Source organism: Halorubrum lacusprofundi ATCC 49239 (assembly GCF_000022205.1).
GTDB lineage: Archaea > Halobacteriota > Halobacteria > Halobacteriales > Haloferacaceae > Halorubrum > Halorubrum lacusprofundi.
This window is the reverse complement of sequence record NC_012029.1, coordinates 1,006,028-1,032,961: the sequence shown is the minus strand read 5'-3', so window position 1 is coordinate 1,032,961 and position 26,934 is coordinate 1,006,028. Positions and strand designations below refer to the sequence as shown.

Here is a 26,934-nt window from a genome sequence, read left to right as displayed (position 1 = left end):
GTTGGCTCCGGCGGATTAAAAAAGGGGTGGGGGCGGGCGGCCTTACTGCGGGCTCGGGCTGGAGGGACCGGAGACGCCTCCCTCCTTCAGCGCCGAGCCGGTGATCGACTTGAGCCGGGAGACGAGCGAGTCCTTCTCGGCTTCGCCCTCCAGGGCGATGTCGAGGACCTCGCTGATGTGCGAGACCGGAATGACCTCGATCATGTCTTTGTACTCGTCTTCGATCATCACGTCCTGCTCGTTCGCCTGCGGGATGATGACTCGGGTGCAGCCGGCCTTCGCGGCCGCCTCGATCTTGTGGGTGACGCCGCCGACGGGGAGCACGTCGCCCCGCACCGACAGCGATCCCGTCATCGCGAGGCTCTGGTCGACGCCCACGTTCTCCAGCGCAGAGATGACGGCGGTCGCGACCGTGATGGACGCGGAGTCGCCGTCGACGCCCTGCTGACCCGCCTGCACGAACTGGATGTGAATGTCCATCTCCGAGATGTTCTCGTCGGAGAACTTCTTGATGATGGCGGAGACGTTCGACACCGACTCTTGGGCCATCTCCTTCAGCTGACCCGTGGCGATGACCTCGCCGGGCCCCTGCGAGGGCGCGACCTCGGCCATCACCGGGAGCATGATCCCGGAGTCCTCGCCCATCACGGCGAGGCCGTTGACACGGCCGACGACGTAGCCGTCGGAGACCTGCAGCTCGTAGTCCTTCCGGCGCTCGATGAAGTCGTCCGCGAGCTGCTGTTCGATGGAGCGCGAGCGTCCCTTCGCCTGCAGCACGTGCTCGCGGGTGGTCAGCTCTGCGTCCTCGCCGCGGGCAATGTCGCCGGCGACGCGGACGAGTCCGCCGAGGTTCCGGAACAGGAGGGTGAGGTGGCCCTTCCGGCCGGAGCGACGCTTGGCTTCGAGGATGACCTCCTCGATAGCGTCGGCCGAGAACTCCGGCAGGCGACCGTCCTTCGCGACCTCCTGAGCGATGAAGCGAACGTACTTCCGACGCATCTCTGGGGTGTCCTCGATGGTGTCCTCCATGTACACCTCGTAACCGTACCCCTTGATACGGCTCCGCAGCGCCGGGTGCATGTTCTCCATCGCGTCGAGGTTCCCGGCCGCGATCATGACGAAGTCGGTCGGGACGGGCTCGGTCTGGACCATCGCACCCGAGGAGCGCTCGGACTGGCCCGTGATCGAGAATTCGCCCTCCTGGATCGCCGTCATGAGGTGCTGCTGGCTCCGGATGTCGAGCGTGTTGATCTCGTCGATGAACAGCACGCCCTTGTTCGCCTTGTGGATGGCGCCCGCCTCGACGCGGTCGTGGCTGGGCGTCTCCATCCCACCGGACTGGAACGGGTCGTGCCGGACGTCGCCGAGCAGCGCGCCGGCGTGCGCGCCGGTCGCGTCGCGGAACGGCGCAGTCTTCGTGTCGCCGTTGTTCACCAGCAGGTTCGGGATCATCGCGTCCGACCCGCGGTTCAGGTAGCGGAAGACGAGGTAGACGACCCCGGCGGCGATGATGCCGACGAGGATCTGGCCGACGATGATGAGCGCGTAGCCCAACACGACGGCGATGATGATCCACATCAACAGCGACCGCATCTGGTTGCGCTTGCGCGCCTCTTCGCGGTGCGCGTCGACGATCTGGTCGCCCTTGCCGGCGGGCACCGTCCGGACCTTCGGTTTGTTACCGTCGTCCGGGTTGTGGTAGACCAGCACGTCCTGGAGCTCCTCTTTCGGGAGCAGCTCGGACATCGCCTTCGCGAGCATCGACTTCCCGGTCCCGGGCGAACCGATCATCATCACGTGGCGGCGCTGTTTGGCCGCCTTGATGATCACGTCGCGGGCGTGCTCCTGTCCGATGACTTGGTCGACGAGTCGGTCGGGGATCTCAAGCTCGGCAGTCGTATCGATCTTGAGTCCGCCAAGCAGGTCGTCCTCGTCGGGATCTTCGTCAATATCGGCGCCTTCGACCTCGACTGAGCTGCCGAGCTCGTCGATGTCGCCCCCCTCGTTTGCTTCGGTGACACCCTCGGAGGTGGCGCCGGTCGCTTCCTCGCGGCCCGCCCCGGCGTCGTCCGGCCCGGGTCCGTCGTCGACGACGATGCCGTCGTCCCAGACTTCGTCAGAATTGTCGGGGTCGGTGGGATCGTCGGCGACCGCCTCCTCATCGGAGGCCGGGTCGCCGGTATCGTCGGGCTCGTCGACGCCGTCGTCCGCCGGCGCGCGGGCGCCGTCGTCGCGGGCGTCCTCGCCGTTCCCCGTCGGATCCGGGGTCCCGACGCCGGACTCGTCCGGCTCCTCGGGGTCCTCGGTCGGCGGGTCGTTCGCGTCCTTTTCGTTGCTCATAGAAATCGATTTTCGCTAGGAAAAACGACGGGTCGGCTACTGATATACTTTCTCCCCGCGGACGAATCGTGTAGAATTCAAAAAACCAGCTTGACACGGTTCATAGGCTCTGATATCCCTAATTGACGATTCCCACGAGGTTTATAAACGAGGCTCCCGCTACGTGGATCCATGCGCGGGTTCTATATCGGGCGGTATCAGCCGTTTCATAACGGTCACCGACATATGGTCGAGGAGATTGCGGCCGAGGTTGACGAGCTCGTGTTGGGGATCGGTTCGGCCGGCGACTCCCACACCACCCGGAACCCGTTCACGGCCGGAGAGCGCGTCATGATGGTAACGAAGGCCGTCGAGAAACTCGATGTCACCACCTACGTCGTCCCCATCGAGGATCTCGACCGCAACTCCGTGTGGGTGAGCCACGTCCAGAGCATGACTCCGCGGTTCGATATCGCGTACTCGAACAACCCGCTCGTCGTCCGGCTGTTCGAGGAAGCCGGCGTCGAGGCTCGCGGCTCCCCGATGTTCCGTCGCGACGTGTTGGAGGGAGCGGAGCTGCGCGAGCGCATGATCCACGGCCGCGACTGGCAGGCGCTGGTTCCCGAGACCGTCGTCGACGTGATCGAGGAGATCGACGGCGTCGAGCGCATCCGCCGGATCGCGGAGACCGACGCGAACGGTACCGCGCCCTCCGACGCGTAGCTGGCGATCTCGCGTTTCTATCCTCGCTGCCACCTCGCTGCCATCCTCGCTGCCACCTCGCTGCCATCCTCGCTGCCACCTCGCTGCCACCTCGCTGCCATCCTCGCTTCCGTCCTCGCTATCAACTGCTACCCGCCCAACCAGCCTTTTAAGAGCTAGCCGGACCGCTGATCGCTCATGATCACGCTCGCCTCCGACTTCGGCTCGCCGTACCCCGCCGCGATGAAGGGAGTAATTCGCCGCCACACCGACGCCGAACTGATCGATGTCGCCCACGATCTGCCCCGCGGTGACCCCCGAGCGGCCGCCTTCTGGCTCCGCTTCGTGCTCCCGGAGTTCCCGCCGGCCGTCCACTGTGCGGTGATCGATCCCGGCGTCGGCACCGACCGAGACGCACTCGTCGTCCGCGCCGGCTCGCACGTGCTCGTCGCCCCCGACAACGGACTCGCGATGCCACCGGCCCGAGCGCTCGCGAGGGAGAAAGAGCAGGATGAGAATATCGAAGCGTTCGTCGTCGACGTAGGAGAGCCCGCGAGCGAGACGTTCCACGGCCGCGACGTGTTCGCGCCGACCGCGGCCCGGATCCGGACGGCGCTCGACGACAACCCCGCGAAAGCCACGCCCGAGGCGGTCTCGGAGACGCTCGCCGCCATGGACGACCTCTCACCGGCGACGGATCCGGTCGACCTCGTCCTTCCAGACCCGAGTGTCGAACGCGACGACGCGGGCGACCCGGTCGCTGTCGATGGTGAGGTGCTCGCGATCGACCGGTTCGGCAACGTCGTCACGAACGTCCCGGGCGAGCTGATCCGCGGCCGCGACTGGGTCCGGATCAACGGGGAGCTCACCCCGGTCGCCGAGACGTTCGGCGCGGTCGATTCGGGCGATCGGCTCGTCACCGTCGGGAGTCACGGCTACGTCGAGTGCGACGTGAACGACGGGCGCGGCGACGGCGCGTTCGACCTCCGACCCGGGGAGTCGGTACGGCTCGTCGCCGACAACGTGAGTTTGTAGCACGAGAGCTTCGTCGAACTCCGACACCTCAGACAGGCTTTCAACTGATACAACCGTTCGTTGACGACTGCCTCTTGATCGATTACGAGAGTGGATGTTGCAGTTTGTCAGCGGCGATTCGGTATATAAATAATCGCGAGCGCAGCGTCGGCCACTTATAAACGGACTGTGGCGGCGTCGCCGGCGCTACGCGCCGGTAACTGGGGCTTTGGGGGTAGTCACCGCGTCATCGACGGCGTATAAATAGCCGCCAACAACACCACACATCCACTTATAAATGGCTGATCAACCAATCTGCGTCACGTACTCCCGCCGTCGGGGACGGCTGTCCCCATACAGACGAAGTGGCCAAACCCCGGAAATGAAATTTAAGTAACTGTTCACATAAAAGTTTAGCATCGTCAGCGGGTATTGTATGTAATGGGCCCTTCAGAAGATCAGAGCGACAACCAGACCGGTCCCGTGGTTGAGATCGAACTCACTGTTCAGAACCCAGCGTATCCGTTCGTCGGCGTGTCCGAGGAAGAACAGTGTCGGGTCGAACTCGCAAAGATCATCCCTCGTCCGGAAGGGAAATACGCGGAATTCTTCAACGTGCTAGGCGCGCCTCCCGCTCGAATCACGAGTCACGTAGACACGTATGACACCGTCGAAACCTCACTCCTCAGCGAATACGATGACGGCGGTCTGTTCGAATTCATCGTGTCTGGAAACTGTCCGGCGTATCGGCTCGCTGAACTCGGAGCCCTCCCGAAAACCGTCGAAGGCGTCGACGGTCGTGGGCGTATCGTCGCCGAGATCCCGCCGCGGAATGATCCGCCAGCAGTTACCGGACAGTTCCTTGAGGAGTATTCCGATTTCGAACTGATAGCGAAACGGACGAAAGACACGCACACATCCATGTTGACTCCCTCTACGCTCCAGCAGTCGATCCTCAACGATCTGACTAATAGACAGCAAGAAGTTCTGCAGACCGCGTTTGGGATGGGATATTACGAATGGCCACGCGACTGTACGGGACAAGACGTTGCCGACGAACTCGGGATCACATCGGCTACCTTCTCAGAACACGTCTTTGCAGCCGAGCGCAAGATCCTCGCATTCCTGTTTGGAAACGCCGCCAAGACGCACCTGACCAGAGAGACGTGACGGCGATCACGGGACCAGTCACGAGTCACTCTCCGTCGTTTGTTCGGAGCGAAACGGCTACCCAGCCATCTGCGTCAACAGTGACGTGACACCCCTCGAATCGAAACGTTATACAGCCTTGTTTGAATTTGTCTGGCGATTCAAAGAGCAGATCAAGCGAATCAGGATCGATCGCTTCGTAGAGTGGCCCCAACTCCTTCGGATCCGTTCCGAGAGCTTCCGCAACCGTCTCAACTACACAGATGGAGGGAGGAGTATCAGATTCATCGGCGAACTTCGACGTGTACGATTTTGATGCAATATTGGAGCGCAGATCTTCAGCTTCTTGTCGGCGGTTGTCTCGTTGGGTCATGAGATCTCGTAATTTGACTGCTGCCCGGTAGAACAGAGCGGATAAGTGGCCTTATTCTCCGTCCCTATCTCTGAAGGGTCGTCAGCGCTCGACGCCCGACGGCCAGTCAGAGCTCGACGCCTGACGGGATCAGGCTCTCGTTGCGCAGGAGGTTCCCCTCGTGGTCGTACACGAGGAAGGTGTGTTTGTCGTAGGTGACGAGCCGCTCGCCGTCGACGTCGATCTCGACCCGGTAGCGGGCGTCCTCGTCGCCCGCCGAATCGCGCGCGGCGTGGATGAAGGGAAGCACGTCCGTGGCCGTCTCGTTGAGTTCGAGGATGAAGTCCCCGGTGTAGCGGTTCGTCACGCCGACCACGCCCTCCGAGTCGTCCGCGGTTGAGAGCGGCTCGCGGAGCCGGAACGCCACGTCGACGTCGTCGGCGGCGAGGAGGGTACCGTCGGTCCCCGAGAGCCGGTCGCGGAGGAGCCCGTCCGGTCCGTGGAAGTCGATACGGACCAGTGGGGTCACCGGCCGGTGGGTGTCGTCGTCGACGCCTTCGACGGTCAGTTCGAAGTAGTCACGCCGCATTTCGTACTCGGTACTTTGCGGTCGTCCCGTATGAACGTAACGGGCGGATCCCTGCTGTGGGCGACTCGTCGCTGATAATCGCTCGGTGGCATTTAAACCACCACGCTGCATACGGCCCCGTAACGACGATGGCGAGTGACGCACGCGAGGACGACGCCGGGGATCGGATCGAGGCCCTCCGGCGGCGGCTCTCGCGGACGTGGGAGGTGCTACGGGGGTCCGACATCGACGTTCGGGCCTTCAGACCGGGCGATGACGGCCCGCTCGCCGACTTCGCGATCCCCGACGGCGAAAGCGAGGTCGACCGGTACTGGGTGAACGCCCCGTACGCGTACGTCGTGATCACCTACCACGACGCGGAAAGCGAACACCGGTACTACGCGGTTGAGCCGGAGCTGGACCGGTTCGAGCGCGACCTCCTCGACCGCGTGGTCGACGACATCCGGGACCCGCTGCTGTATCGCGAGGGTACCGGACGGACCGACGAGGAAACGCTCAGAACCGAGCTTGAGGGGCTGTTAGAGGGGTACGGCGTCGACATCGGGATGGATACGTTTCACGCGCTCGCGTACTACCTCTACCGCGACTTCCGCGGCTACGGGAAGGTCGACCCCTTCCTCAACGACCGCCACATCGAGGACATCTCGTGTGACGGTTACGACCTCCCGATCTTCGTGTACCACGACGACTACACCGACATCGAGACCAACGTCTCGTTCGGGAAGTCGGCGCTCGACAACTACGTGATCCGCCTCGCTCAACAATCTGGGCGCCACATCTCCGTCGGGGACCCCATGGTGGAGACGACGCTGCCGGACGGGTCGCGCGCGGAACTCGCGCTCGGCGAAGAGGTGACCCCGCGTGGCTCCGCGTTCACGATCCGCCAGTACGCCGAGGACCCGCTCACGCCGATCGATCTGGTGGAGTACGGCACGTTCTCGATCGAGCAGATGGCGTACTTCTGGCTCTGTATCGAGCACAACAAGAGCCTCATCTTCGCGGGCGGCACCGCCTCCGGGAAGACCACCTCGATGAACGCGGTGTCGATGTTCGTCCCGCCGCGCGCGAAGATCCTCACCATCGAGGACACCCGCGAGCTCTCTCTGTACCACGACAACTGGCTCTCCTCGATCACCCGCGAGCGTCGCTACGAGGGCGCCGACATCGACATGTACGATCTGCTCCGGTCCGCGCTGCGCCACCGCCCCGAGTACATCGTGGTCGGGGAGGTCCGTGGGGCGGAAGCCATCACCCTGTTTCAGGCGATGAACACGGGCCACACCACCTTCTCAACGATGCACGCCGACTCGATCGAGACGGTCATCAACCGGTTGGAGAACGAGCCGATCAACGTCCCGCGCGCGATGGTCCAGTCGCTCGACATGCTGTCGATCCAGACGCTGACCCGGTCGGGCGACCAGCGCGTCCGGCGCGCGAAGACGATCGGCGAGATAGGCGGAATCGACCAGCGCACCGGGGAGCTCGACTACTCCTCGGCGTTCGAGTGGGACGCGGAGACCGACGAGTTCAGCCGGAACGACTCGTCGCTCATGGAGGAGATCGCCGACGAGCGCGGCTGGTCCCGGTCGGAGCTACTTCGCGAGGTCCGGCGCCGCGAGCGCTTCCTCGAACTGCTCCGCGGGCTCGGCGTCACCGACTACCGGGCGTTCACCGCCCTCGTCAACGAGTACTACGCCGATCCTGAACGCGTGATGGACCGGCTCGAAGAACGGAGCGACGGCGCGGCCAAACCCTCGGGACCGGTCGGTGACGCCGCCGACTGATGATCGCGTACCTCCCCCTGCTCGCCGCGTTCGGGTGCTGTCTGGCGCTGCTGCTGCCCGCGGTCGACGACGGTGCCGACCTGGTCGTGACCCGCGTCGCGCTGTCGCTCTTCGGCGACTACGTCGGCGAGGACGGGCCGCGGCGCCAGCGCCAGCGCGACCTGATGCGCGCCGCTCACGTCGCGGGCACCCACCGGACGTACGCCGCCAAGACGCTCCTGTACGCGGGCGTCCTCGGCGTCGCCGGCAGCGTCATCGGCGTGTACGCCGCGGCCGGGCTCCTCTCGGTGCTCGACGTGAGCGAGGCGGCCCTCCGTGGGACGCTCCCCGCGTCGCTCGGGTTCGTCGCCGGCGTGACCCGGCTCACGGAGCTCGGGCTCCCCAAACTCTTCCTCCTGTTGACGCTGGCGTCGGCGACCCTCGGCGCCGCGCTCGCGGTCGGGATGTACTACGGGCGGTGGGAGCTGCTCGACCAACGCGCTCACGCTCGGGGAGCGGAGATCGACGCCACCCTGCCCCGGACGGTCGCGTTCATGTACGCGCTCTCGCGGTCGGGGATGCCGTTCCCACGCGTCATGGACACGCTCGCGGAGAACGAGGCGGTGTACGGCGAGGCGGCGACGGAGCTGTCGGTCGCCGTCCGCGACATGAACGCCTTCGGTACCGACGCGCTGACCGCGCTCCAGCGCACCTCCCGGCGCACCCCGAGCGACGATCTGGCCGACTTCGCGGAGAACCTCGCGTCCGTGCTCGGCACCGGCCAACCCATCTCGACGTTCCTCAGCGACCAGTACGAGCTGTATCAGGAGGAGGCCGAGTCGAAACAGCAACAGTACCTCGAACTCCTGTCGACGTTCGCGGAGGCGTACGTCACCGCGCTGGTAGCGGGACCGCTGTTTTTCATCACCATTCTCGTCGTGATCGGGCTCGTGTTGGAGGACACGCTCCCCCTGTTGCGCGTCGTGGTCTACCTCGGGGTACCGCTGGCGACGTTCGGGTTCGTGGTCTACGTCGACAGCGTCACGCAGGGAATCGGCGGCACCGAGACTGTTGACCTCTCAGAGGCGATCGAAGACGAATCAGGGATGAGCGACACCGCAAGCGCGCAGGCGGACGGGAATCCCCAGCCCGACGGCGGCGTGGCGGGCGGGTCGCCGTCGGCGGACCGCTGGGCGGCGAGCCGCGAGCGCCTCCGAGCGTACGATCGGATCCGAACGCTGCGGCGGTGGGCTGCGTCGCCGGTCGAGAGCGTGCTCGGCGCGCCGCGAACGGTGTTTCTCCTGTCCGTTCCGCTCGCGGTCGTCGTCCTGCTCGTGACCGCCTTCCCGATCACCCTCGGACCGCCGACCGAGATGGTCGCACAGGTCGAGACCCCGATCGTCGCCGCGACCGTGGTCGTGCTCGCGAGCTACGCCGTCGTCTACGAGGCCCACAAGCGCCGAGTCCGCCGGATCGAGTCGGCGGTTCCAGACTTTCTCGACCGCCTCGCCAGCGTCAACGAGGCGGGCACGTCCGTGGTCGGGAGCGTCCGGCGCGTCGCGGACTCGAACCTGGAGGCCCTGACCGACGACCTGCAGCGCACCCGGCGCGACATCGACTGGGGCGCCGACGTGGGCACCGCTCTCCGGCGGCTAGAGCGACGAGTCCGATCGCCGATGACCTCGCGGGCGGTCGCGCTCATCACGAACGCGATGCGTGCCAGCGGCGATGTCGGCCCCGTGCTCCGAATCGCGGCCGACGAGTCGCGCGCGACGTGGTCGCTCCGTCGGGAGCGCCGACAGGTAATGCTCACGTACCTCATCGTGATCTACATCTCCTTCCTCGTGTTCCTCGGAATCATCGCCTCGCTGTCGGTGTCGTTCATCCCCGCGATCGAGGAGGCGGCGATCCCCGGTGCCGGCGCCGGCACTAGTGCGAGCGACCTTCCGGGCGCGCCGAGCGGTCCCGGAGGGATCACGGACGGGCTTGGGGACATCAACACGACCGCCTACGAGCAGCTGTTCTTCCACGCCGCCGCGATACAGGCGGTCTGTTCCGGACTCGTCGCCGGACAGCTCGGCGAGGGCTCGGTCAGAGACGGCGTGAAACACGTCGTCGCCCTGCTGTTGTTGACGCTCGCCACGTTCCTCGTCATCGACTTGGTGTGAGTCGCCTCCGGGCGATTGAGGCTTCAATCGCCATCACTCTCACCCGACGCGGGCCACCGAACCTAAATCGGTCTGGAACGACTGCCCGGTATGGATCCCCAGTCCGCCGGCGACCCCCAGTCGACGTACGACCGGATCGCCGCGCACTTCTCGAAGACGAGGGAGTACGCGTGGCCGGAGGTCGAGTCGTTCCTCGACGGGCGCACCGCGACGCGCGGGCTCGACATCGGCTGCGGCAACGGGCGGCACACGGAACTGCTCGCCGAGCGCGCGGACGCGGTCGTCGGCGTCGACCTCAGCCGCGAGCTCCTCCGTGAGGCGGTCGCTCGTGCCCGCGAACGGGGGTACGACGGGACCGCGTCGTTCGTCCACGGCGACGCCGCGACCCTCCCGATCGCGACCGATGCGGTCGGGGTCGCCGTGTACGTCGCGACCCTCCACCACCTCCCGTCGCGCGAGGCTCGGGTCCGGAGCCTCGACGAACTCGCGCGAGTCCTCGCGCCCGGCGGGACTGCGCTGGTGAGCGCATGGAGTACGGCTCACGACCGGTTCGACCGAGAAGAGGGGTTCGACACGACGGTCGACTGGACCCTCCCCGGCGGCGAAACGGTCCCGCGGTACTATCACATCTACTCGCCCGCTGAGTTCGAGATCGACCTCGGCGAAAGCGCCCTCAGCGTCGTCGATGTCGATATTTCCAGCGGGAACTGCTATGCAACCGTCACCGCCTCGGACGCCTAATTATCACTACCGATATCGACGTAGGTGGATTAAAGAGATCGTGACGACCGCGTCGATGTAATGAGTTCTTCACGTTTGGATCGTCTTCTGCGTCGGATAAGTCCCGACGTGGTCACTCGCAGCTATCTCGCGAAGTTCGCGCTCGTCGTGCTAGTGGTCATCGCCGCCATCGGCGCGGTGGGCGCGGTCACCTACGCGGAGACGACCGATCAGCTCGAAGCCACCGCACAGGAGGATTACACCGCCGTCGCGGAGTTGAGCGCCACCGAGATCGACGGGTGGACGAGCGCCCGGCGCTCGAAGGCGAGCGACATCGCGGACAACGAGGCGTTCTCCCGCGACGCAGACGTGACGAGCCGGTACCTACGTTCCCACTACTCCCGGACGGCCGAGGAGGTGGTCGCCCTTCACCACGTCGACCGCAAGGAAGGCATCGTACTCGCGTCGAGCCAAGACGGTTCCGACGCCGGCGCCGCCGTCACGGGTCAGGAGTGGTTCGACGATAACCTGCTGTACGGCGACCAAGTCTCCACCACGTCGACGTACGAGGTCGACGGCCAGCAGCGGATCGCCTACGTCGCCATGACGCCGATGCGCGATTACCTCGTCATGGAAGTCGCTCTCGCGCCGGTCGTCGCGGACCTCCGGCAGCCGACCGCGAGCGCGTTCACGACGATCGTGCAGGCGGACGGGACGATCGCCGCCGGCGACCGCGAGGGCGTCGCCGGTGAGCGGTACAACGGCGGTATCCGGTCTGCCCTGTTCGCCGAGGAGAATTCGGTCGGCTCGGTCGCGTCGGCGACGTTCGGCTTCGTCGACGGGGTCAACTACTTCGTCGCGTACGCGCCGGTGCCGTCCGAAGACTGGTCGGTCGCCGTCCACGTCCCACTCTCTGAGGCGTACGCGCTCTCCGGGATGATCGGCCGGAACCTCCTTTTGATCGTCGGGGTCGCAGTGGTCGGGCTCGGGCTGCTCGGCGCAACACTCGGCCGAGGGACCGTCGTCGAGCTGAATCGCCTCGGGAACCGAGCGCGCGAGCTAGAGGCCGGCGATCTCGACGTGGACCTGGAAACGAGTCGGCGAGACGAGTTCGGCGACCTCTACGGCTCGTTCTCGACGATGCGTGACTCGCTGCGCGAGGAGATCGAGTCGGCTGAGGCCCAGCGGGAGCGCGCGGAGGCGGCGAAAGCGGAGAGCGAGGCGTTCGCGCGGACGCTGGAGGAGCGCGCCGCGGCCTTCGGAGCGACGATGGAGGAGTGCGCCGACGGCGACCTCACCGCCCGGCTCGACGCTCAGCCCGACGATCCCGAGGCGCTCCGCGAGATCGCGGACGGGTTCAACGACGCCATGGACGAACTGGAGGCGACGATCGCCGAGGTGGACGCGTTCGCGGGCGAGGTGACCGAGAAAAGCGAGGCGGTGACGGACGGTACCGACGAAGTCGCCGAGGCGGGCCGTGAGACGAGCGACGCGGTCGACGAGATCTCGGCGGGCGCCGAGCGCCAGAGCCGTCAGCTCGCCGATGTCGCCGGCGAGATGGAGGACATGTCCGCGACCGTCGAAGAGGTGGCCGCCTCCGCGGACGAGGTGGCGACCACCTCACAGCAGGCGAGCGACCTCACCGAACGGGGTCGCGAGGCGACCGGCGACGCGGTCGACGAACTGCACGCGATCGAGGAGCGATCGGAGTCGGCCGCAAAGACCGTCGAGCGACTTGAAGCCGAGATGGAGGAAGTCGACGAGATCGTCGAGACGATTTCGGAGATCGCCGATCAGACGAATCTGCTCGCGTTGAACGCCTCCATCGAGGCCGCACGCGCCGGCGAGGCCGGTTCCGGCTTCGCCGTCGTCGCCGAGGAGGTGAAGTCGCTCGCGGAGGAGACGCAGGCGTCGGCCGCGGAGGTCGAAACGCTGATCGACGGGCTGCGCGAGCGCACCGACGACAGCGTCGCCGAGATGGCCGCGATCCGCGAGGGGGTCGACGACGGGGTCGACACCGTCGAGGAGGCCGAGAACGCGCTTGAGGCGGTCGCCGAGCGCGTGACCGACGCCGACGACGGGGTCCAAGAGATCTCCGGCGCGATGGACGCGCAGGCGTCGTCAGTCAGCGAGGTCACCGGCGCCGTCGACGATCTGGCCGGCGTGAGCCAGCAGACGACCGCGGAGGCGACGACCGTCGCGTCGACCGCAGAGGAGCAGGCCGTGACGCTGCGGGAGGTCTCCGAGCAGGCGCACGACTTGACGGAGCGAGCACGCGATCTTCGCGGTATGACCGACGCGTTCGAGGTCGCCGACGCGGAGGCGGAACGCGGGAGCGGTGCAGACAGCGTGACGGTCGGTGACCGCTCGGAGAGCGACACCAGAGGGGCCCAGCCCGAGCCTGAACCGGCGTCGGGGCCAGCACCGGACGATTCCGCGTTCACGTTCGAGGCAGCGGAGACGGACGGGACCTCGTCAGTGAGCGCCGACGGCGGCGTCGCTCGCGAGGCGGACGTGGACGACGGGAACGCAGAAGAGTAGTCGCGCCGTCTACCGTGGCGATCGGGTCACGCGCCGTCTCAGTCGGCGATCGTCTCGTGACCGGTCTGTGCGTCCTCGGCCAGCGGCGTCACGATCTTGTAGGCCGCGTACAGCCCGAGTACCGCGATGCCGGCCAGCACGACCCCCGTGCGGAGCTGCGCCGAGAACAGCGGGGTCGCGATCACGTCGCCCGCCTCGTTCGTAAGCGGAACCGGACCGTACGGCGCGCCGACGAGGACCTCGAGGATCCCCATCCCGACGATTCCGAGCAGCATCAGTCCCGCGCTCAACGCCATCGCCGCCTTGTCGATAATGTCAGTCATTGGATGTCACCTCTTAACCGAGCAGGTAGCGGAGTTTCGGGTGCTGTTCGACCACGTCGAGCTTCTCGATGATCGCGTCGAGACCGTAGTACCGGCCGGCCGCGAGCACGATCATCGTCACGAACAACAGCAGGCCCATGAAGTCGCTGTTGACGAGTCCGTGGCCGAACCCGGCGTTGCCGACCCAGAACAGGGTCATGAAGATGACCCCACCGAAGGCGGCCAGCCGGGTGAACGCGCCCGCGATCAGCGCGAGCCCGATCAGCGTCTCGAAGAGGGGAACGCCCGGCTCGATGAGCCACGCGAGGTTGTTCCCCATCCAGACCGGGATGCCGCCGAGAGCGGTGTCCGACATGCCCTGCATGTACATCGCCCCGTAGCTGTACGAGAACCCGCTCTCGATGATCTTCGTAATTCCGGAGTGGAAGAACCACCATCCGGTGACGACACGTAGGAAGGCGATCCAGTACGCCGCCCATGGACCGTCCAGTGCAAACTCGACCTCGCCGACCAGTGGATTGCTCGATTGGTATGACATTGTCGTCACCTTACGGATGTACGTTGGGTTGGTACCTACATATGAACCCAGAACGCTTCTAACCCTCTGAAAATGGTTCTAAGTAAACGGGAACGGCCCGCGATATTGTGGCTTTTTAAGTAGGGGTGTGGACGATCGTCGTCGCCGACGATCCGCTTTGTCGTCGAGAACACGGAACGTTTATCAAAACTGTTCGGCCTACGTGTAGATGCGTTCAGCAACGGACGCATCTACGCGCGCCGGTGGTCTAGTGGTAGGACCTGAGCCTTCCAAGCTCATGGCCCGGGTTCAAATCCCGGCCGGCGCATTTCTCGAACGAAGTGAGAGAAATCGCCGAGGGATTTAAATCAGAGAGCGAGCGTAGCGAGCGACCGTGGTTCACAATCCCGGCCGGCGCACTCCCTTCGGTCGGACGCCGCCCGTACCCTCGCTCACTCACGCTGTTCACTCGCGAGGGTCCCGGCCGGCGTATAAGGTCCTCACACGCTTCAGAACGCCTTTTACCAAAATACTGTGCAAAGGATCGAAGTCCTTGGTCGTAAATTGGTCCTGATCTGAAAACCACTGGAAAATACTTCCGAACGAACACCCCGACTGACAAAACCCCGCCGGCTCGAAAGTGGTAACATATGTTACCGATTGCGTTCAGTTCACTGGATGATCTACGTTCTTAGTGTGTGTCTGTTCGATCCACCGTTCGATTGAGTTGCCGAGAACTGTGATCGCTTCGTAGTGGTTCTGTTTCGACTTGTGGATACTTGACGGACGCACATCAAGTGCGTAATACGTAGAAATCATCTCGGCTGGCATGTTTTCGTTTTCGATCAAATATTGTGTGGCTTCGAGAAGCAGGGCGTGAGTCTGAACGAGTTCTTTCTTGCGCATGATCTCATTTCATTCGAATGTGGGTGGCTGGACTTCTATTCCGAGAATCCAAGGTGCACTCTGTCAGAGTCAATGTCAGGGATTCGTGACCGACGTAAGCGTGTGGGGATCGGTAGTGTAGTGGTTGTCAATGGGGCGAGTGTGATGGCGGAATGAGCGACGCTCTCTCACGAGAACTATGCACGCCAAACGTTATCAATCCCCGTGTTATTTCGGATAGTCACTACGCAGTCGTCAGTCAACGGCTGTTCCACCCTGTATCATGTCGGAAGGATAGGATTCCAACACAGCTTCCGGGAAGTGATCACCTCGTGGCGAAGCGGCTACCGCCTGAGCTACTCTTCGCACTCCTCGACAGACACGCAGCCGTCGTCGCGGACAGTAACGTCGTACCCGTTGTAGGAGAAGGTCACTTGGACTTCCATTCGATCAGCGGTCGGCGCAGTGGTGAAGATCTGCTCCAAGGCATCGGAGTCGATTACGTCGAAGAGCGGAGGATTGACATCCTCTCCGCGCTGAAGCGCGAGGCTTTCTCCTTGATTCTCCGTAAGTTCGAGCGGGTCAACGTCTTCTACTTCAGCTATTTTGTTAACTACTTGATAAATAACGTCATTGACGTGTGATGTTGAGGTCTGCGCTTGGATCATTGACCGCTATAATCGTTACTTCCCGAACGAGTCGAGAGGGTGCTGCCTGAACGCCACAAAATAGTCACTTTCTGTATAATTTGACGGTCAGTCTCGGCTGCTCCCACGAAGTAGATCGAGGAAGTTCCAATTCACCGCTTTGGACAGACGATGTTACCCGGATTTCGACGGTATCTGCCGAAAGCTGTCGCTCACCGCCAACTGACAGGCCGTGGGCTGACCCCGGTCAGCCCGCGGCCGTTGCCTGTGATGCTGGCACTCCAACCCCGTTCGCTTTGATCTTCCACCGGCGGCGTAACTCCTCTTCCAGCTCATGACGAATCCAGTCACAGAACGTCTTGAACGTGAACTCCTCGGGCAGGTCGCGCCCGCCCCGCCGTGGGCGGGCGACGACCGCCCACCGTAGCACCAGCCACAGGTTCTCCAGCAATGCCGCGACCAACATGATGGCAAACCGCACGACGGGATCACGCGTCGTCGTGATCCCGCGTGCTTGCCGAAGTAAGCGATAGGTCGTTTCGATGCCTGAACGCTTCCTGTAGCGGTGTTCGACCTGCTTCGCTGAGCGATCAGTAACGCCACACGCCACGTAGCCACGAACGACCTCGCCGTGCTTGCCTCGATCTCCGTTCTGGTAGGAGACAGCGACCGCGAGCGGGAAGCGCAGTTCCCGCTCGCTGTCCTTGTACATGCGATAGGTCGTCATGTACGACTTGTGAGTTTCGAGTTTGTCCTTCATGCGCTCGCCCTTCTTGGGCACGTGAACGACCGTTGGGGCGATATCACGAGCGCGGCGGATGACGCGCTCGTTGTAGAATCCGCTGTCGGCAAGCAAGAGATCGATCTCGAAGGGATAGTTTTCGACGCGGGCGAGCACGCGCTCGACCGCGTCAGCCTCATCTTCGTCACTGCGGACGTAAGTCATCGCCAGCGTCACCGGCTTCCCGTTCGAGACGACGTACGCCGTGCAGTAGCGGTGGCAGGTCGTAGTCCCGTCCTTAGGAGCCATCGAACAGAGTTCGCCTTTCTCAGCATGGTGCTCGCCGTGGTAGGGATTGTCGATGAAGTCGATGGAGACGGTTCTCGACCGGTCAGGGTCGAAAATCGTCATGGCGAGCCGTGCGAGCAGAAGGTTGGCAACGACCTCAAGCCACTGACGGTTGAGTGTGTGGAGCCACCTCAAGACAGTGTCGTCACACGGCGTTCCCTCGGTATCGTTGCAGGTGTCCCAAATCGAGTTCTGGTTAGTGCAGGCTAGGATGACGACGAGCCAGATGTCGCCGGGGTCGAGGGGGCTCCCCTCGACACCCGGCAACGGGAGTGGCGTAATGACCTCTTCCGCTACGTCTTTGACATCCGACGCCGAAAGGTACTCGTCTGGATCAGGTATGGTGAACACATCCAGATCCAGACACTTTCTTGTGGTTAATTTAGCGATTCAATTCAGCTGATTACGCTGCTTGGGAAGTACCGATAATAGCTCGCCCTTCATGGAGTCATCGGCATATTGATAATTTCCAGAGGGAGTTAAGAGAGACTGGAAATTATCCAGTGTCCTCCTCGTTCGCAAACTCTTCCCCGAAGTGGTTGTACGGGTTGGTTCGTTCCTGTTTCATCATCCTCATCCGCTCAATATCGACGCCGAGCGAGTCCAGCGATTCGAGGGTCTCCTCAATGTCTTCCGACGTGCGGCCCACTACTTCCAGTGACAGGTTCTCCTTGTTCGTCAATAGCTCACGAATGCTTACGATGCCGGATACCTCCATGATGCCGTCCATCATCTTCTCTCGGTCCCGGAGGGGAACTGTCGCGGTGACGAGGAGGTGATGACCTAACCCCGTTTCACTGTAGTTTATGATTGGGTGATTACTGAGAATGACGCCACGCTTCTCAAGATCGTTGATTCGATTCGCGACCGTACTGGACGAAACACCGACTTTTCCAGCCATGTCTTCGGTCGTGTTACGCCGGGCGTTCTGCTAGAGAAGATACAGTATGCCTTTGTCCACGTTGTCGATTTCCTTGGAAACCATCTGCACAGCTTAGCGGCCACAACAGAAATGGCTTTCCGCAGTAGTCAACACACGCCGATTGTGCCGGTTGTTGCCGTGTATTTCAAATCAGTATTGACTGCTCTGTCTATCATCTGAGTAGAACGGCTCGAACGGATTGGAGCTGGAGGAGACGGCGTGCGAGATTCTCGTCAGCCGTTAGATGCCTCCCCTCGGTCACCGCGTGATCGCGGCCTACAGACTCGATCCGCCGTCGACCCACACCGTCTCGCCGGTCACGTAGCTCGCGCCCTCCGAGGCGAGGTAGAGGTACGCGTCACGCAGGTCCGCAGGAGTGCCGGCTCGGGACGGGAGGTCTCCGGATTCTCCGACAGTATCACGCGCCTCTTCGGACCAGCCCTCCCGGATTTCGGTGGCGATCGGTCCCGGAGCGACCGCGTTCACCCTGATCCCGTGCCTGTCGAGTTCGAGCGCCGCACTTCGGGTGAGCATCTGTATGCCGCCCTTCGTCGCCGCGTAGTGAGAGTGGTTCCACTCTGCGCGTTCGGCTGTCGTCGACGACGTGTTCACGATCGTTCCCTCGACGCCGCGATCGATCATGTCCTGGGCCGCCAGTTGGGTGCCGAAGAACGCGCCCTTGAGGTTGACGCCGTGGACGAAATCGAAGTCCTCCGGGGTGACGTCGAGGAACTCGGCGCTGCGGTGGACGCCCGCGTTGTTCACCATCACGTCGACTCCACCGAACTCGCCGGCCGCCTCGATCACCGACTCGATCTGCGTCGGGTCGGAAACGTCGGTCTCAACGAACACGGCGGTTCCGCCACGGTCCTCGATGGCCTCGTGGGTGGGAGCCTCGGCGTCGAGGTCTTTCGGCGCCGCCCGGACGTCGGCGTTGATCACTGTCGCTCCCGCGTCGCCGAATCCGTTTGCGACCGCGCGGCCGATACCGCTCGATGCTCCCGTGACCACGGCCGTCTCACCGGAGAAGTCCGCGTTGATGGTTCCCATACAGACGGTCGGTGACGGCGGATCAAAAAAGGTCGGTGTCGCTGCCTCTTGAGCGGGCTGTGGGTCCGTTTCGGGGGATCGGAGACTGCGGACCCGTGCGGCTGAGCCGCCTCAGTCGTCGTCAGCCGCGGGCGTCTCCTCTTTGGCCTCGACGCCTTTCACCCGCGCTCCACCCGCGTGGCCCTCGTGGGCGACCGCGGTCGCCATGAGCGCTGGCGAGATGGCGGGCACCTCGTCGGCGTCGACGGGGCCGTCCGCCTCGATCGTCTCCTGCGAGCGCGGGAACTCGCGGATATCCTTGTGGATCGCGAGGCCGGCTTTCGCGCCCTGCCCCATGGCGACGGGTACCTGGTTGTGGCCGGGGGTGATGTCGCCGACCGCGAACACGCCGTTCTCGCTGGTACGGCCGTGGTCGTCGACGTCGATCTCGCCGCCCTCGGTCAGATCGCAGCCGAGCCCCTCGGCGAGCGCGGTGTTGTAGTCGGAGCCGTACATCGCGAAGCCGCCGCGGTACTCGCGGCGGGTGCCGTCTTCGAACTCCAGCGCCTCCAGCCAGCCGGAGTCGGGGTCGTTCTCCACGCCCGTCACGTCCTCGCTGACGACCTCGACCGGGTGTGCGTCGAGCTGTGCGGCGGTCTCGTCGCTCCACGTCGGCTCCGCGCCCCGGGTCAGGATATCCACGTCGTCGGTCACGTTCAGCATGATCATCGCGACGTGGGCGGCCGCCTCGCCGTGGCCCATCACGTACACCGGCTCGTCGACGAACATGTACGCATCACAGTGGAGACAGTAGTGGAGCCCCTTGCCCGTCCGCGGGAGCGGCGGATCCGGCCGCTTGTCGGAGAAGCCGGTGGCGAGCACGACGCGATCGGAGAGAATCTCGGCGCCGGTCGTCGAGAGCCGGAATCGGTCGTCGTCGGTGCGGTCGACGTCGGTGACGAAGCCGCGCTCGAACGTGCCGCCGTACGACTGCACCTGCTCGCGGCCGGTCGCGAGGAACTCGTTGCCGGAGGTCTCCTCGGTGACGCCGATCACGTTGTGCGTGTCGGCCATCATCGCCGCGCGGCCGCCGCCGCGGTCGATCAGCACCGTTTCGTGGCCCAGTCGCGCCCCGTATAGGGCAGTCGTCAGGCCGGCCGGCCCGCCGCCGACCACCGCGATATCGTACTCGTCGTCGGACGAACTCATTACCCGGTGTACTCGTCGCGGCGGTTTAAATGAAGTTGTGCTGTGCGCGCGCCGCGGCCAGCCCGGTACCTGTTGCGTACGCAATCTCTCTCGCGTGCCCGGTTCACACCTCTTGATTCCGCGCGCCCCGGAAGCTTATTAGGAATCGTCGCGTGCGCTGTGGCAGTGCCCTCGCGACTCGCCGTCGCCGTCGTACTCCTCCTCGTCGGCGCCGCCGCCGACATCGCCTCGACGTACGTCGCCATTTCGGGCGGGCGGTACGTCGAGGGGTCGCCGGTCGGTGCCGCGTTCATCGCGGCGTTCGGACTCGTCCCCGGAATGGTGCTCACCAAGGCCGCCGGGATGGCCGTCATCGGGGTGCCCGTCGCGGTCGCGGGCGGGACCCGCCGACTCGTCGCGACGCTGATGTGCGCTGGCGTCGGCGTCCTGTCGATCGCGACCGCGGTACGGAACGTCCTGTTCGTGACGGGCGTCTGGCCGTGACACGGTCGGTCGCTGGTGTGTTCCGTTTCTCGTCTCTCACTCGCCTTTATAAAGCCGCGCGGCCGTTCGCTCGGGAAGACCGGCGTCGGCGACCGCCTCGCTCACCCGATCGATGTCGTACGCAACTCGATGGAGATCGACCTCGTCGGTCTGGGTGTCGAGGACGGCGTACCCCGCATCCGGGTCGCCGTCGCGCGGCTGACCGACGCTCCCCGGGTTGACTACGACTCCGCCTGCAACCGATCGCTTTCCCTGCACGTGGGTGTGGCCGAGCACGATCCCATCGTAGTCTCCCATGTGGCGATCGAGAGTCGGGAACTCCTCGGGGTAGACGTAGGCGTCCTCGCGCTCGGCCGCGGGGTGCGAGTGAACGAGGAGGTACCGGTCGCCCGTGAACGTCTCGGCGCGCGGGAGGCTGTCGAGCCACGCGCGCTGGTCGTCGGACAGCGACTCCTTCGCGTGTTCGAGGCCGGCCTCAGCCATCCGGTTGGCCCGGTACTTCTCGGGCGTCTCGACGGTGCGATCGTGGTTCCCGCGGACGGTCATGGCCGCGACCTCGCGCACGCGCTCGACGCACTCGGCCGGCCACGGGTTGTACCCGATCACGTCGCCGGCGCAGACGATCCGGTCGACTGTCGGCATGTCGTCGAGGACGGTTTCGAGCGCCGGCAGGTTTGCGTGGATGTCCGAGATGAGCCCCACCTTCATCGGGTCGAGATTCGGGGTCGACACCAGAATAGGTTCGGACGACGGGTCGCCACCGAGGAGCCGTGCCGGCGTTCGATTCGGAATCTACTTGCTCGACCGTGGTGCGGCAGTATCTATGGCGACGACGGTATACTTTGACCTTGACGGGACGCTCCTCGACTACGAGGTCCCCTTCCAAGAGCGCTTTACGCGGACGGTTCCGGTCGACCCGACCGATGAGATGGTCGAAACGTACTCGGATCGCGTGCTTGAGGGGATCACGCAGATCAAATCAGATCCCTTTGAGCGGGCGTTTTCGGCTGTCTGCGAGAGGTATTCTCTCGACGCAGACCCGGAGACGCTCGCGGCGGAGTTCGTCGATCGAGAAGTCGGAGCGACCCGTCTCGACCCCGCGGTGCGACGGCTCGTGGAATCGCTAGCGAAGCGGCATCAGTTCGGCGTTCTCACGAACGGTGACGGGTACATGCAACGCCGGAAACTCGAGGAACACGGCCTCGACGACCTTGCGGACGCCGTCGTCATCTCGAACGAAGTGGGTGTCCGGAAGCCGAACCCGCAGATCTTCGAGACGGCCAAGGAGCGGCTCCCGGCGGAGTCGTACCTCTACGTGGGCGACACCTTCGAGGAGGATATCGCGCCCGCACGGGAAGCGGGGTTCGAGACGGTGTACATCGGCGACGACCGTCCCGACGCACCGGTGTCCGCTCGGAGGACCGCAGCGCTGGCGTCGCTGTTGCTCCCTCTGGTCGGAGAGGCAACCGAAAACTGATCGAGACGCGGCGATCTGCCGAGGTAGCTATCAGGGGCGGGTGGTCGACTCACTCCACCTTCGTCGACACCGCGATTCCGGAGCCGACCGGGAGGATCGCGGTCTCGACGGCCTCGTCGGAGCGAACCGTCCCAACGTACTCACCGATTCCTCGGGTCTCTCCGTCGACTTCGGGATCTGGAAGCGGCGCGCCGTCTTCGAAATGCGCGACGAGGTCGCCGAAGTCGATCGGGCCTCTGGTGATGTTGTCGGCGACGATCACCCCGCCGGTCCGAACCTTCGGGAGGACGGCGCGGTAGGCGTCGGCGTATCGGCCTTTTAAGTGATCGATGAGCACGACATCGAAAGGGCCGTCGTAGCGCTCGATCGTCTCCATCGCGTCGCCGACCTCGAAGGTGACGCTGTCGGCGTACCCCCCGTCGGCGGCGAACTGAACCCCGCGTTTCGCCTCCTCCTCGTCGAACTCGGCGCAGATCACGGCGTCGGCGCCGCCCCGCAGGAACCACGTCGCTGAGTAGCCGAAGCCGGAACCGAACTCGAAAACGCGCTCGGCGTCGGTCAAACGGGCGAGCAGCCGGAGGACTGCGCCCGCCTCCGGCCCACTGATGGGGAAGCCCCAGTCGTCCGCGAGCGCCGCCATCTCCACCTGCGTCGCGGTGTGCTCTGGCGCCGTCGCGGCGAGGAAGCGCTCGGCCGAGTCGGAGAGGATGTCCATGTCGCGGGTTCGACCGGATAACACTTGAAACCGACCGTCTGGCGGGGCGACGCGTTCGAAAGTGGGTTCGGAGCGGGCTCACGAACGCCGCCGCCGAAAAGTGTTAAGTCCCGCTCGCGCGACCCGTTTACTAATGTACGATCCTGAGGAACTGGACGCGATCCGGGACGCCAAGGAGTCGTGGGAGTCGGGCACCTACGGCGAGACGGTCGACCGGTTCGGAGAGCGCAAGGAGTCGTTCACCACCGACACGGGGGGGCAGGAGGTCGACCCGTTGTACACCCCGGCTGATATCCCGGACCACGACTACCGTGAGGATCTGGGGAACCCGGGTGAGGAGCCGTACACGCGCGGCGTCTACTCGACCATGCACCGCGGACGCCTCTGGACGATGCGCCAGTACGCGGGGATGGGTACCGCCGCGGAGACGAACGAGCGCTTCAACTACCTCATCGATCAGGGCTCCTCCGGGCTCTCGATGGCGTTCGACCTCCCGACCCAGATGGGGTACGACTCCGACGCGGCGATGGCCGAGGGCGAGGTGGGGCGTTCGGGCGTCGCTATCGACACCTTAGACGACTTCGAGACCGTCTTCGACGGGATCCCGCTCGACGAGGTGTCCACGTCGATGACGATCAACGCCCCCGCCGCCGTCCTCCTCGCGATGTACATTGCGATGGGCGACAAGCAGGGCGTCCCAAGAGAGCAGCTCCGGGGGACGATCCAAAACGACATCATGAAAGAGTACATCGCGCGAAACCTCTACATCTACCCGCCCGAGCCCTCGATGCGGCTCATCACGGACATCTTCGAGTTTTGCGCCGGCGAGATCCCCAGCTTCAACACCATCTCCATCTCGGGGTACCACATCCGCGAGGCGGGGTCGACGGCGGCCCAAGAGGTCGCGTTCACCCTCGGCGACGGGATCGAGTACGTGCAGGCCGCGATCGACGCCGGGCTCGACGTCGACGAGTTCGCCCCTCAGCTCTCCTTCTTCTTTAACGCCCACAACAACATCTTCGAGGAGGCCGCGAAGTTCCGCGCCGCCCGCCGGATGTGGGCCACAATCATGGAGGAGCGGTTCGACGCGCAGAACCCGAAATCGAAACAGCTCAAGTTCCACACCCAGACCGGCGGCTCGACGCTCACTGCCCAGCAGATCGAGAACAACGTCGTCCGGGTGTCGTATCAAGCACTCGCGGCGGTACTCGGCGGGACCCAGAGCCTCCACACCAACGGGAAAGACGAGGCGCTCGCGCTCCCGACCGAGCAGTCGGTCCGCACCGCGCTCCGCACCCAGCAGATCCTCGCCCACGAGTCGGGCGCCGCCGACACGATCGACCCGCTCGCTGGCTCGTACTACGTCGAGAACCTCACCGACGGGATCGAGGAGGACGCCTTCGAGATACTGGAGGAGGTCGATCGCCGCGGTGGCATGCTGGAGGCCGTCAAGAGCCAGTGGGTCCAGCGGCAGATCCAAGATGTCGCCTTCGAGCGCCAGCGTGAGATCGAGGACGGCGAACGCGTCATCGTCGGCGTCAACAAATTCGAAGTGGACGAGGAGCCGGAGATGGACCTCGAAGAGGTCGACCCCGAACAGGAGCAGAATCAGCGCGAGCGCCTCGAAGCGGTGAAAGCCGACCGCGACAGCGACGCGGTCGACGACGCCCTCGCGTCGCTGCGCGAGGCCGCGCAGGGGTCCGAAAACGTGATTCCCCACATCATCGACGCCGTGAAGTCGTACGGGACGGTCCAAGAGGTCTCGGACGTGCTCCGCGAGGAGTACGGGGAGTACAAGCCGGGGCGGTGAGGCGGCGGGCCTACCGCAGCCGCACCGCGGTCCCGTACGCGAGGATCTCCGCGCCGCTGTCGGCGATCGAGGAGGTCGTGAACCGGACGTTGATCACGCCGTCGGCGCCGAGCGCCTCCGCCTCCTCGATCATGCGGTCCTGCGCCTGATCGCGGGCGTCGGTCATCAGCTCGGTATACCCTTTCAGCTCGCCGCCAGCGAGGTTTCGGAGACCTTGGGTGATGTCGCGGCCGACGTTGCGAGCGCGGACCGTGTTCCCGCGGACGAGGCCAAGCGTCTCGACCACTTCCTTCCCGGCGATCGACTCGGTGTTGGAGAGCTCCATACCGGCCCGATTCGTCGGGCGGGGACTTAACTATCGACGACAGTCGGCCGTCGCCGTACCGACCGCTCGTGTTCCCGGCCGCGTCGTCGTGCTCACTCCGCGCCGCGGACGACGTGGCCGTACTTCAGCAGCGCGACGAACACCGCGCCACCAAAGGCGTTGCCGAGCGTCGCCAGCACGAGGAAGCCGGCGTAGTCCGTCAGCGTGATCGCGGGCGAGACGAGCAGCCCGAACAGCACCTCGACGTTGCCCGCGATCGAGTGCGGGAGGTGCAGGAGCCCGATCGTCCCGGTGACGATCAACACGAGGAGGATCCGGGCGGTCGTATCCTGGGCCGCCGTCACAAGCCACGCCAGCAGCCCCATCAGCCACCCGGCGAAGACGCCGCCGACGAACAGCCACGGGAGGTCGTGGTCGACGAGCTTCAGGGCGATCGTCTCGAAGGACTGGGGGTCGACGACGCCGAGCTCCGGCATCAACAGGATCACGAGCAGGGTGAAGAGCAGCCCGCCGACGAGGTTCCCGACGTACACCAGTCCCCAGAGCCGACCCAACTGTTTGAACGACGCCTGCCGGTCGAGGACCGGGATCACGGCCAGCGTCGTGTGTTCGGTGAACAGCTCCGAGCGGCCGAGGATGACGAACATGAAGCCGATGGAGTAGACGCTCGCCAACAGCAGCTCGGTCGTGAGATCGCCGAAACCCCCGGGCGAGAGCGTCAACACCACCGCCATCATCAGTGGGCCGAACCCGATGTCGAGCCCCGCCGACACCCCCGAGAGTAGCAGCCCGGAACGCTCTCGGTTCATCTCGTGGAGCCCGCTCTCGAGTAACGAGTCGAGGACGCTCCGCGACGTCATCTGCTCTGTCGCCCCGTCGGTTTCTGAGTCGCTCACGGGTGGAATCGTTTGCCTAATTGTCGCGGCTGGCATCCAAATCTTTGGATCGCGGCGGGAATCTGGACGGAGCCGATCCCCCGCTCGGTCCTTATAAGTTGGCGGCGCTCGATCCGGAGCGTATGCGATTTGACCACGTCGGCGTCGCGACGCGCGACGCCGCCGACCTCGCCGACCTGTTCGACGGCCTGCTCGACGCGCCGGTCGCCCACGAGGAGACGTTCGACGGGATGTCGGTCGTCTTCCTCGAACTCGACGACGGCGGCTATTTCGAACTGCTCGAACCGACCGCGGGCGGCGCGATCGCCGGCTATCTCGACCGCGAGGGACCGGGAATCCACCACGTCGCGCTCGCGACCGACGACATCGCGGCCGCGCTCGACCGCGCCCGCGATCTCGGGATCGACCTCGTCGACGAGGAGCCGCGTCCCGGGGCGTGGGGCCACGAGGTCGCGTTCCTCCACCCGCGCTCGACGGGCGGTGTGCTCGTGGAGTTCGTCGAACACTGAAGGAGGCCTACATCCGGAGACGGCGACCGATTTAACCGCACGGCGAGCCGACCGCCGACCGTGTTCCGCGATCTCTCGCGGCCGATCGAGACGGGGATGCCGACGTACCCCGGCGACCCCGACGTGACGCTCGCGCCCGACGCGACCCACGAGGAGGACGGTTACGCGACGAGCGAACTCCGGACCGGGACTCACGCCGGGACCCACGTGGACGCGCCGCGGCACACGCTCCCCGAGGGGGAGTCGATCGACGAGCGAGCGGTGGGCGAGTTCGCGTTCGACGCGCGCCTCGTCGATCTTCGGCCGCTGGAGCCGCGAGAGGCAATCACGGCCGAAGAGCTTCCCGAACCGAACGTCCTCGACCCCGCGGTCGACCTCCTCGTCTTCCGAACCGGCTGGGCGGCCCACTGGGGGACCGATCGGTACCGCGACCACCCGTACCTGACCGCGGGGGCCGCGCGGCGGTGCCAGAAGCTCGGTGTTGGTGTCGGGCTCGACACGTTCGGCCCGGATCCGACGCCGCCCGGGTCAGCGAAGACGACCGGTCCCTCCCGCGAGACCGAGCCCGAGGGCACCCCCGCTCACGACGCCCTTTTAAGCGATTCGCTGCCGATCGTGGAGAACCTGTGCGGGCTCGACGGGCTCCCCGCGGGATTCCGGCTGTACGCCTTCCCGCTCCGCCTCCGGGGGGCAGACGGGTCGCCGGTGCGAGCGGTCGCGGAGTGGGAGGGGTGACAGAGGTGGCGTGCCGCCGCGCGCGAGACAGACCAAACCCGTTTTAAGCGTCGGCGACGAATCGCG

Annotated in this window: 26 protein-coding genes, 1 tRNA gene and 1 pseudogene; 13 read left to right on the top strand and 15 right to left on the bottom strand. The window is 64.9% G+C overall.

Annotation, left to right across the window (positions count from 1 at the left end):
- Positions 1–42: 42 nt before the first annotated feature.
- A complete protein-coding gene (lonB, locus tag HLAC_RS05130) occupies positions 43–2,340 on the bottom strand; it encodes an ATP-dependent protease LonB (protein ID WP_015909782.1) in 2,298 nt (765 codons plus the stop codon).
- Between the two features lie 171 nt (positions 2,341–2,511).
- On the opposite strand from lonB, the gene HLAC_RS05125 reads away from it, so the two are divergent.
- From HLAC_RS05125 to HLAC_RS05115, 3 genes are all read left to right on the top strand, one after another.
- Positions 2,512–3,042: a nicotinamide-nucleotide adenylyltransferase gene (locus HLAC_RS05125; protein WP_015909781.1), complete on the top strand. Its 531-nt coding sequence runs from the start codon at positions 2,512–2,514 to the stop codon at positions 3,040–3,042.
- Positions 3,043–3,219: 177 nt separating this feature from the next.
- Positions 3,220–4,056, top strand: a complete 837-nt coding sequence (locus tag HLAC_RS05120) for an SAM hydrolase/SAM-dependent halogenase family protein (RefSeq protein WP_015909780.1) — start codon at positions 3,220–3,222, stop codon at positions 4,054–4,056.
- A gap of 420 nt (positions 4,057–4,476) precedes the next feature.
- Positions 4,477–5,205: a helix-turn-helix domain-containing protein gene (locus tag HLAC_RS05115; protein WP_015909779.1), complete on the top strand. Its 729-nt coding sequence runs from the start codon at positions 4,477–4,479 to the stop codon at positions 5,203–5,205.
- A 25-nt stretch (positions 5,206–5,230) separates the two neighbouring features.
- On the opposite strand, the gene HLAC_RS17720 is transcribed toward HLAC_RS05115, so the two are convergent.
- Both HLAC_RS17720 and HLAC_RS05110 read right to left on the bottom strand, forming a co-directional pair.
- Positions 5,231–5,557: a HalOD1 output domain-containing protein gene (locus tag HLAC_RS17720; RefSeq protein WP_015909778.1), complete on the bottom strand. Its 327-nt coding sequence runs from the start codon at positions 5,555–5,557 to the stop codon at positions 5,231–5,233.
- 106 nt (positions 5,558–5,663) lie between these two features.
- Positions 5,664–6,125 (bottom strand): DUF5793 family protein, encoded by a 462-nt coding sequence (locus HLAC_RS05110; protein ID WP_015909777.1) that lies wholly within the window; start codon positions 6,123–6,125, stop codon positions 5,664–5,666.
- A gap of 128 nt (positions 6,126–6,253) precedes the next feature.
- Here HLAC_RS05110 and HLAC_RS05105 point away from each other — a divergent pair, with 128 nt between their 5' ends.
- The 4 genes from HLAC_RS05105 (at position 6,254) to HLAC_RS05090 (ending at position 13,317) form a co-directional block, all read left to right on the top strand.
- A complete protein-coding gene (locus tag HLAC_RS05105) occupies positions 6,254–7,909 on the top strand; it encodes a type II/IV secretion system ATPase subunit (protein WP_015909776.1) in 1,656 nt (551 codons plus the stop codon).
- The gene (locus HLAC_RS05100; RefSeq protein ID WP_015909775.1) at positions 7,909–10,056 is read left to right on the top strand and encodes a type II secretion system F family protein; all 2,148 of its coding nucleotides are present in this window, start codon (positions 7,909–7,911) and stop codon (positions 10,054–10,056) included. The genes HLAC_RS05105 and HLAC_RS05100 overlap by 1 nt, the downstream gene beginning before the upstream one ends.
- A gap of 90 nt (positions 10,057–10,146) precedes the next feature.
- A complete protein-coding gene (locus tag HLAC_RS05095) occupies positions 10,147–10,797 on the top strand; it encodes a class I SAM-dependent methyltransferase (RefSeq protein WP_015909774.1) in 651 nt (216 codons plus the stop codon).
- Positions 10,798–10,857: 60 nt separating this feature from the next.
- Positions 10,858–13,317 (top strand): methyl-accepting chemotaxis protein, encoded by a 2,460-nt coding sequence (locus tag HLAC_RS05090; RefSeq protein ID WP_015909773.1) that lies wholly within the window; start codon positions 10,858–10,860, stop codon positions 13,315–13,317.
- Positions 13,318–13,355: 38 nt separating this feature from the next.
- On the opposite strand, the gene HLAC_RS05085 is transcribed toward HLAC_RS05090, so the two are convergent.
- On the bottom strand, positions 13,356–13,640 hold the full coding sequence (locus tag HLAC_RS05085) for a hypothetical protein (protein ID WP_015909772.1): 285 nt from the start codon (positions 13,638–13,640) through the stop codon (positions 13,356–13,358).
- A gap of 13 nt (positions 13,641–13,653) precedes the next feature.
- A complete protein-coding gene (locus HLAC_RS05080; RefSeq protein WP_015909771.1) occupies positions 13,654–14,178 on the bottom strand; it encodes a DoxX family protein in 525 nt (174 codons plus the stop codon).
- A gap of 236 nt (positions 14,179–14,414) precedes the next feature.
- Between HLAC_RS05080 and HLAC_RS05075 the strand changes: the two genes are divergently transcribed.
- Positions 14,415–14,485, top strand: a tRNA-Gly gene (locus tag HLAC_RS05075).
- A gap of 338 nt (positions 14,486–14,823) precedes the next feature.
- On the opposite strand, the gene HLAC_RS05070 is transcribed toward HLAC_RS05075, so the two are convergent.
- From HLAC_RS05070 to HLAC_RS05045, 6 genes and pseudogenes are all read right to left on the bottom strand, one after another.
- Positions 14,824–15,063, bottom strand: a complete 240-nt coding sequence (locus HLAC_RS05070; protein WP_015909770.1) for a UPF0058 family protein — start codon at positions 15,061–15,063, stop codon at positions 14,824–14,826.
- Positions 15,064–15,398: 335 nt separating this feature from the next.
- Positions 15,399–15,710: a HalOD1 output domain-containing protein gene (locus tag HLAC_RS19930; protein WP_015909769.1), complete on the bottom strand. Its 312-nt coding sequence runs from the start codon at positions 15,708–15,710 to the stop codon at positions 15,399–15,401.
- Positions 15,711–15,936: 226 nt separating this feature from the next.
- Positions 15,937–17,109, bottom strand: a complete 1,173-nt coding sequence (locus tag HLAC_RS05060) for an ISH3-like element ISHla8 family transposase (RefSeq protein WP_012659234.1) — start codon at positions 17,107–17,109, stop codon at positions 15,937–15,939.
- A 145-nt stretch (positions 17,110–17,254) separates the two neighbouring features.
- A pseudogene (locus HLAC_RS05055) lies at positions 17,255–17,668 on the bottom strand (Lrp/AsnC family transcriptional regulator); the annotation flags it as partial.
- A 288-nt stretch (positions 17,669–17,956) separates the two neighbouring features.
- On the bottom strand, positions 17,957–18,730 hold the full coding sequence (locus tag HLAC_RS05050) for an SDR family NAD(P)-dependent oxidoreductase (protein WP_015909767.1): 774 nt from the start codon (positions 18,728–18,730) through the stop codon (positions 17,957–17,959).
- A 111-nt stretch (positions 18,731–18,841) separates the two neighbouring features.
- Complete coding sequence (locus tag HLAC_RS05045) at positions 18,842–19,918, bottom strand: NAD(P)/FAD-dependent oxidoreductase (RefSeq protein WP_015909766.1); 1,077 nt, start codon at positions 19,916–19,918, stop codon at positions 18,842–18,844.
- 165 nt (positions 19,919–20,083) lie between these two features.
- On the opposite strand from HLAC_RS05045, the gene HLAC_RS05040 reads away from it, so the two are divergent.
- Complete coding sequence (locus HLAC_RS05040; RefSeq protein ID WP_015909765.1) at positions 20,084–20,401, top strand: hypothetical protein; 318 nt, start codon at positions 20,084–20,086, stop codon at positions 20,399–20,401.
- A gap of 36 nt (positions 20,402–20,437) precedes the next feature.
- Here HLAC_RS05040 and HLAC_RS05035 read toward each other — a convergent pair whose 3' ends face one another.
- A complete protein-coding gene (locus HLAC_RS05035; RefSeq protein ID WP_015909764.1) occupies positions 20,438–21,109 on the bottom strand; it encodes a metallophosphoesterase family protein in 672 nt (223 codons plus the stop codon).
- A gap of 115 nt (positions 21,110–21,224) precedes the next feature.
- On the opposite strand from HLAC_RS05035, the gene HLAC_RS05030 reads away from it, so the two are divergent.
- Positions 21,225–21,878, top strand: coding sequence for an HAD family hydrolase (locus HLAC_RS05030; RefSeq protein ID WP_015909763.1), 654 nt, complete (start codon positions 21,225–21,227; stop codon positions 21,876–21,878).
- A gap of 49 nt (positions 21,879–21,927) precedes the next feature.
- Here HLAC_RS05030 and HLAC_RS05025 read toward each other — a convergent pair whose 3' ends face one another.
- Positions 21,928–22,593, bottom strand: coding sequence for an O-methyltransferase (locus tag HLAC_RS05025; RefSeq protein ID WP_015909762.1), 666 nt, complete (start codon positions 22,591–22,593; stop codon positions 21,928–21,930).
- A 133-nt stretch (positions 22,594–22,726) separates the two neighbouring features.
- On the opposite strand from HLAC_RS05025, the gene HLAC_RS05020 reads away from it, so the two are divergent.
- Positions 22,727–24,403 (top strand): acyl-CoA mutase large subunit family protein, encoded by a 1,677-nt coding sequence (locus tag HLAC_RS05020; protein ID WP_015909761.1) that lies wholly within the window; start codon positions 22,727–22,729, stop codon positions 24,401–24,403.
- Between the two features lie 10 nt (positions 24,404–24,413).
- On the opposite strand, the gene HLAC_RS05015 is transcribed toward HLAC_RS05020, so the two are convergent.
- Both HLAC_RS05015 and HLAC_RS05010 read right to left on the bottom strand, forming a co-directional pair.
- A complete protein-coding gene (locus tag HLAC_RS05015) occupies positions 24,414–24,728 on the bottom strand; it encodes a YbjQ family protein (protein ID WP_015909760.1) in 315 nt (104 codons plus the stop codon).
- 92 nt (positions 24,729–24,820) lie between these two features.
- Positions 24,821–25,624 carry a formate/nitrite transporter family protein gene (locus HLAC_RS05010; RefSeq protein WP_049933280.1) on the bottom strand — a complete coding sequence of 268 codons (804 nt, stop codon included), beginning with the start codon at positions 25,622–25,624 and terminating at the stop codon, positions 24,821–24,823.
- Positions 25,625–25,746: 122 nt separating this feature from the next.
- On the opposite strand from HLAC_RS05010, the gene mce reads away from it, so the two are divergent.
- Complete coding sequence (mce, locus tag HLAC_RS05005; protein ID WP_015909758.1) at positions 25,747–26,133, top strand: methylmalonyl-CoA epimerase; 387 nt, start codon at positions 25,747–25,749, stop codon at positions 26,131–26,133.
- A gap of 60 nt (positions 26,134–26,193) precedes the next feature.
- Positions 26,194–26,868 (top strand): cyclase family protein, encoded by a 675-nt coding sequence (locus HLAC_RS05000; protein ID WP_015909757.1) that lies wholly within the window; start codon positions 26,194–26,196, stop codon positions 26,866–26,868.
- The last annotated feature ends 66 nt before the right edge of the window (positions 26,869–26,934 follow it).

Excerpts from the sequence above, each read along its gene's own strand:
- lonB (WP_015909782.1), bottom strand. The coding sequence starts at position 2,340 with ATGAGCAACGAAAAGGACGCGAACGACCCGCCGACCGAGGACCCCGAG.
- HLAC_RS05125 (WP_015909781.1), top strand. The coding sequence starts at position 2,512 with ATGCGCGGGTTCTATATCGGGCGGTATCAGCCGTTTCATAACGGTCAC.
- HLAC_RS05120 (WP_015909780.1), top strand. The coding sequence starts at position 3,220 with ATGATCACGCTCGCCTCCGACTTCGGCTCGCCGTACCCCGCCGCGATG.
- HLAC_RS05115 (WP_015909779.1), top strand. The coding sequence starts at position 4,477 with ATGGGCCCTTCAGAAGATCAGAGCGACAACCAGACCGGTCCCGTGGTT.
- HLAC_RS17720 (WP_015909778.1), bottom strand. The coding sequence starts at position 5,557 with ATGACCCAACGAGACAACCGCCGACAAGAAGCTGAAGATCTGCGCTCC.
- HLAC_RS05110 (WP_015909777.1), bottom strand. The coding sequence starts at position 6,125 with ATGCGGCGTGACTACTTCGAACTGACCGTCGAAGGCGTCGACGACGAC.
- HLAC_RS05105 (WP_015909776.1), top strand. The coding sequence starts at position 6,254 with ATGGCGAGTGACGCACGCGAGGACGACGCCGGGGATCGGATCGAGGCC.
- HLAC_RS05100 (WP_015909775.1), top strand. The coding sequence starts at position 7,909 with ATGATCGCGTACCTCCCCCTGCTCGCCGCGTTCGGGTGCTGTCTGGCG.
- HLAC_RS05095 (WP_015909774.1), top strand. The coding sequence starts at position 10,147 with ATGGATCCCCAGTCCGCCGGCGACCCCCAGTCGACGTACGACCGGATC.
- HLAC_RS05090 (WP_015909773.1), top strand. The coding sequence starts at position 10,858 with ATGAGTTCTTCACGTTTGGATCGTCTTCTGCGTCGGATAAGTCCCGAC.
- HLAC_RS05085 (WP_015909772.1), bottom strand. The coding sequence starts at position 13,640 with ATGACTGACATTATCGACAAGGCGGCGATGGCGTTGAGCGCGGGACTG.
- HLAC_RS05080 (WP_015909771.1), bottom strand. The coding sequence starts at position 14,178 with ATGTCATACCAATCGAGCAATCCACTGGTCGGCGAGGTCGAGTTTGCA.
- HLAC_RS05070 (WP_015909770.1), bottom strand. The coding sequence starts at position 15,063 with ATGCGCAAGAAAGAACTCGTTCAGACTCACGCCCTGCTTCTCGAAGCC.
- HLAC_RS19930 (WP_015909769.1), bottom strand. The coding sequence starts at position 15,710 with ATGATCCAAGCGCAGACCTCAACATCACACGTCAATGACGTTATTTAT.
- HLAC_RS05050 (WP_015909767.1), bottom strand. The coding sequence starts at position 18,730 with ATGGGAACCATCAACGCGGACTTCTCCGGTGAGACGGCCGTGGTCACG.
- HLAC_RS05045 (WP_015909766.1), bottom strand. The coding sequence starts at position 19,918 with ATGAGTTCGTCCGACGACGAGTACGATATCGCGGTGGTCGGCGGCGGG.
- HLAC_RS05035 (WP_015909764.1), bottom strand. The coding sequence starts at position 21,109 with ATGAAGGTGGGGCTCATCTCGGACATCCACGCAAACCTGCCGGCGCTC.
- HLAC_RS05030 (WP_015909763.1), top strand. The coding sequence starts at position 21,225 with ATGGCGACGACGGTATACTTTGACCTTGACGGGACGCTCCTCGACTAC.
- HLAC_RS05025 (WP_015909762.1), bottom strand. The coding sequence starts at position 22,593 with ATGGACATCCTCTCCGACTCGGCCGAGCGCTTCCTCGCCGCGACGGCG.
- HLAC_RS05020 (WP_015909761.1), top strand. The coding sequence starts at position 22,727 with ATGTACGATCCTGAGGAACTGGACGCGATCCGGGACGCCAAGGAGTCG.
- HLAC_RS05015 (WP_015909760.1), bottom strand. The coding sequence starts at position 24,728 with ATGGAGCTCTCCAACACCGAGTCGATCGCCGGGAAGGAAGTGGTCGAG.
- mce (WP_015909758.1), top strand. The coding sequence starts at position 25,747 with ATGCGATTTGACCACGTCGGCGTCGCGACGCGCGACGCCGCCGACCTC.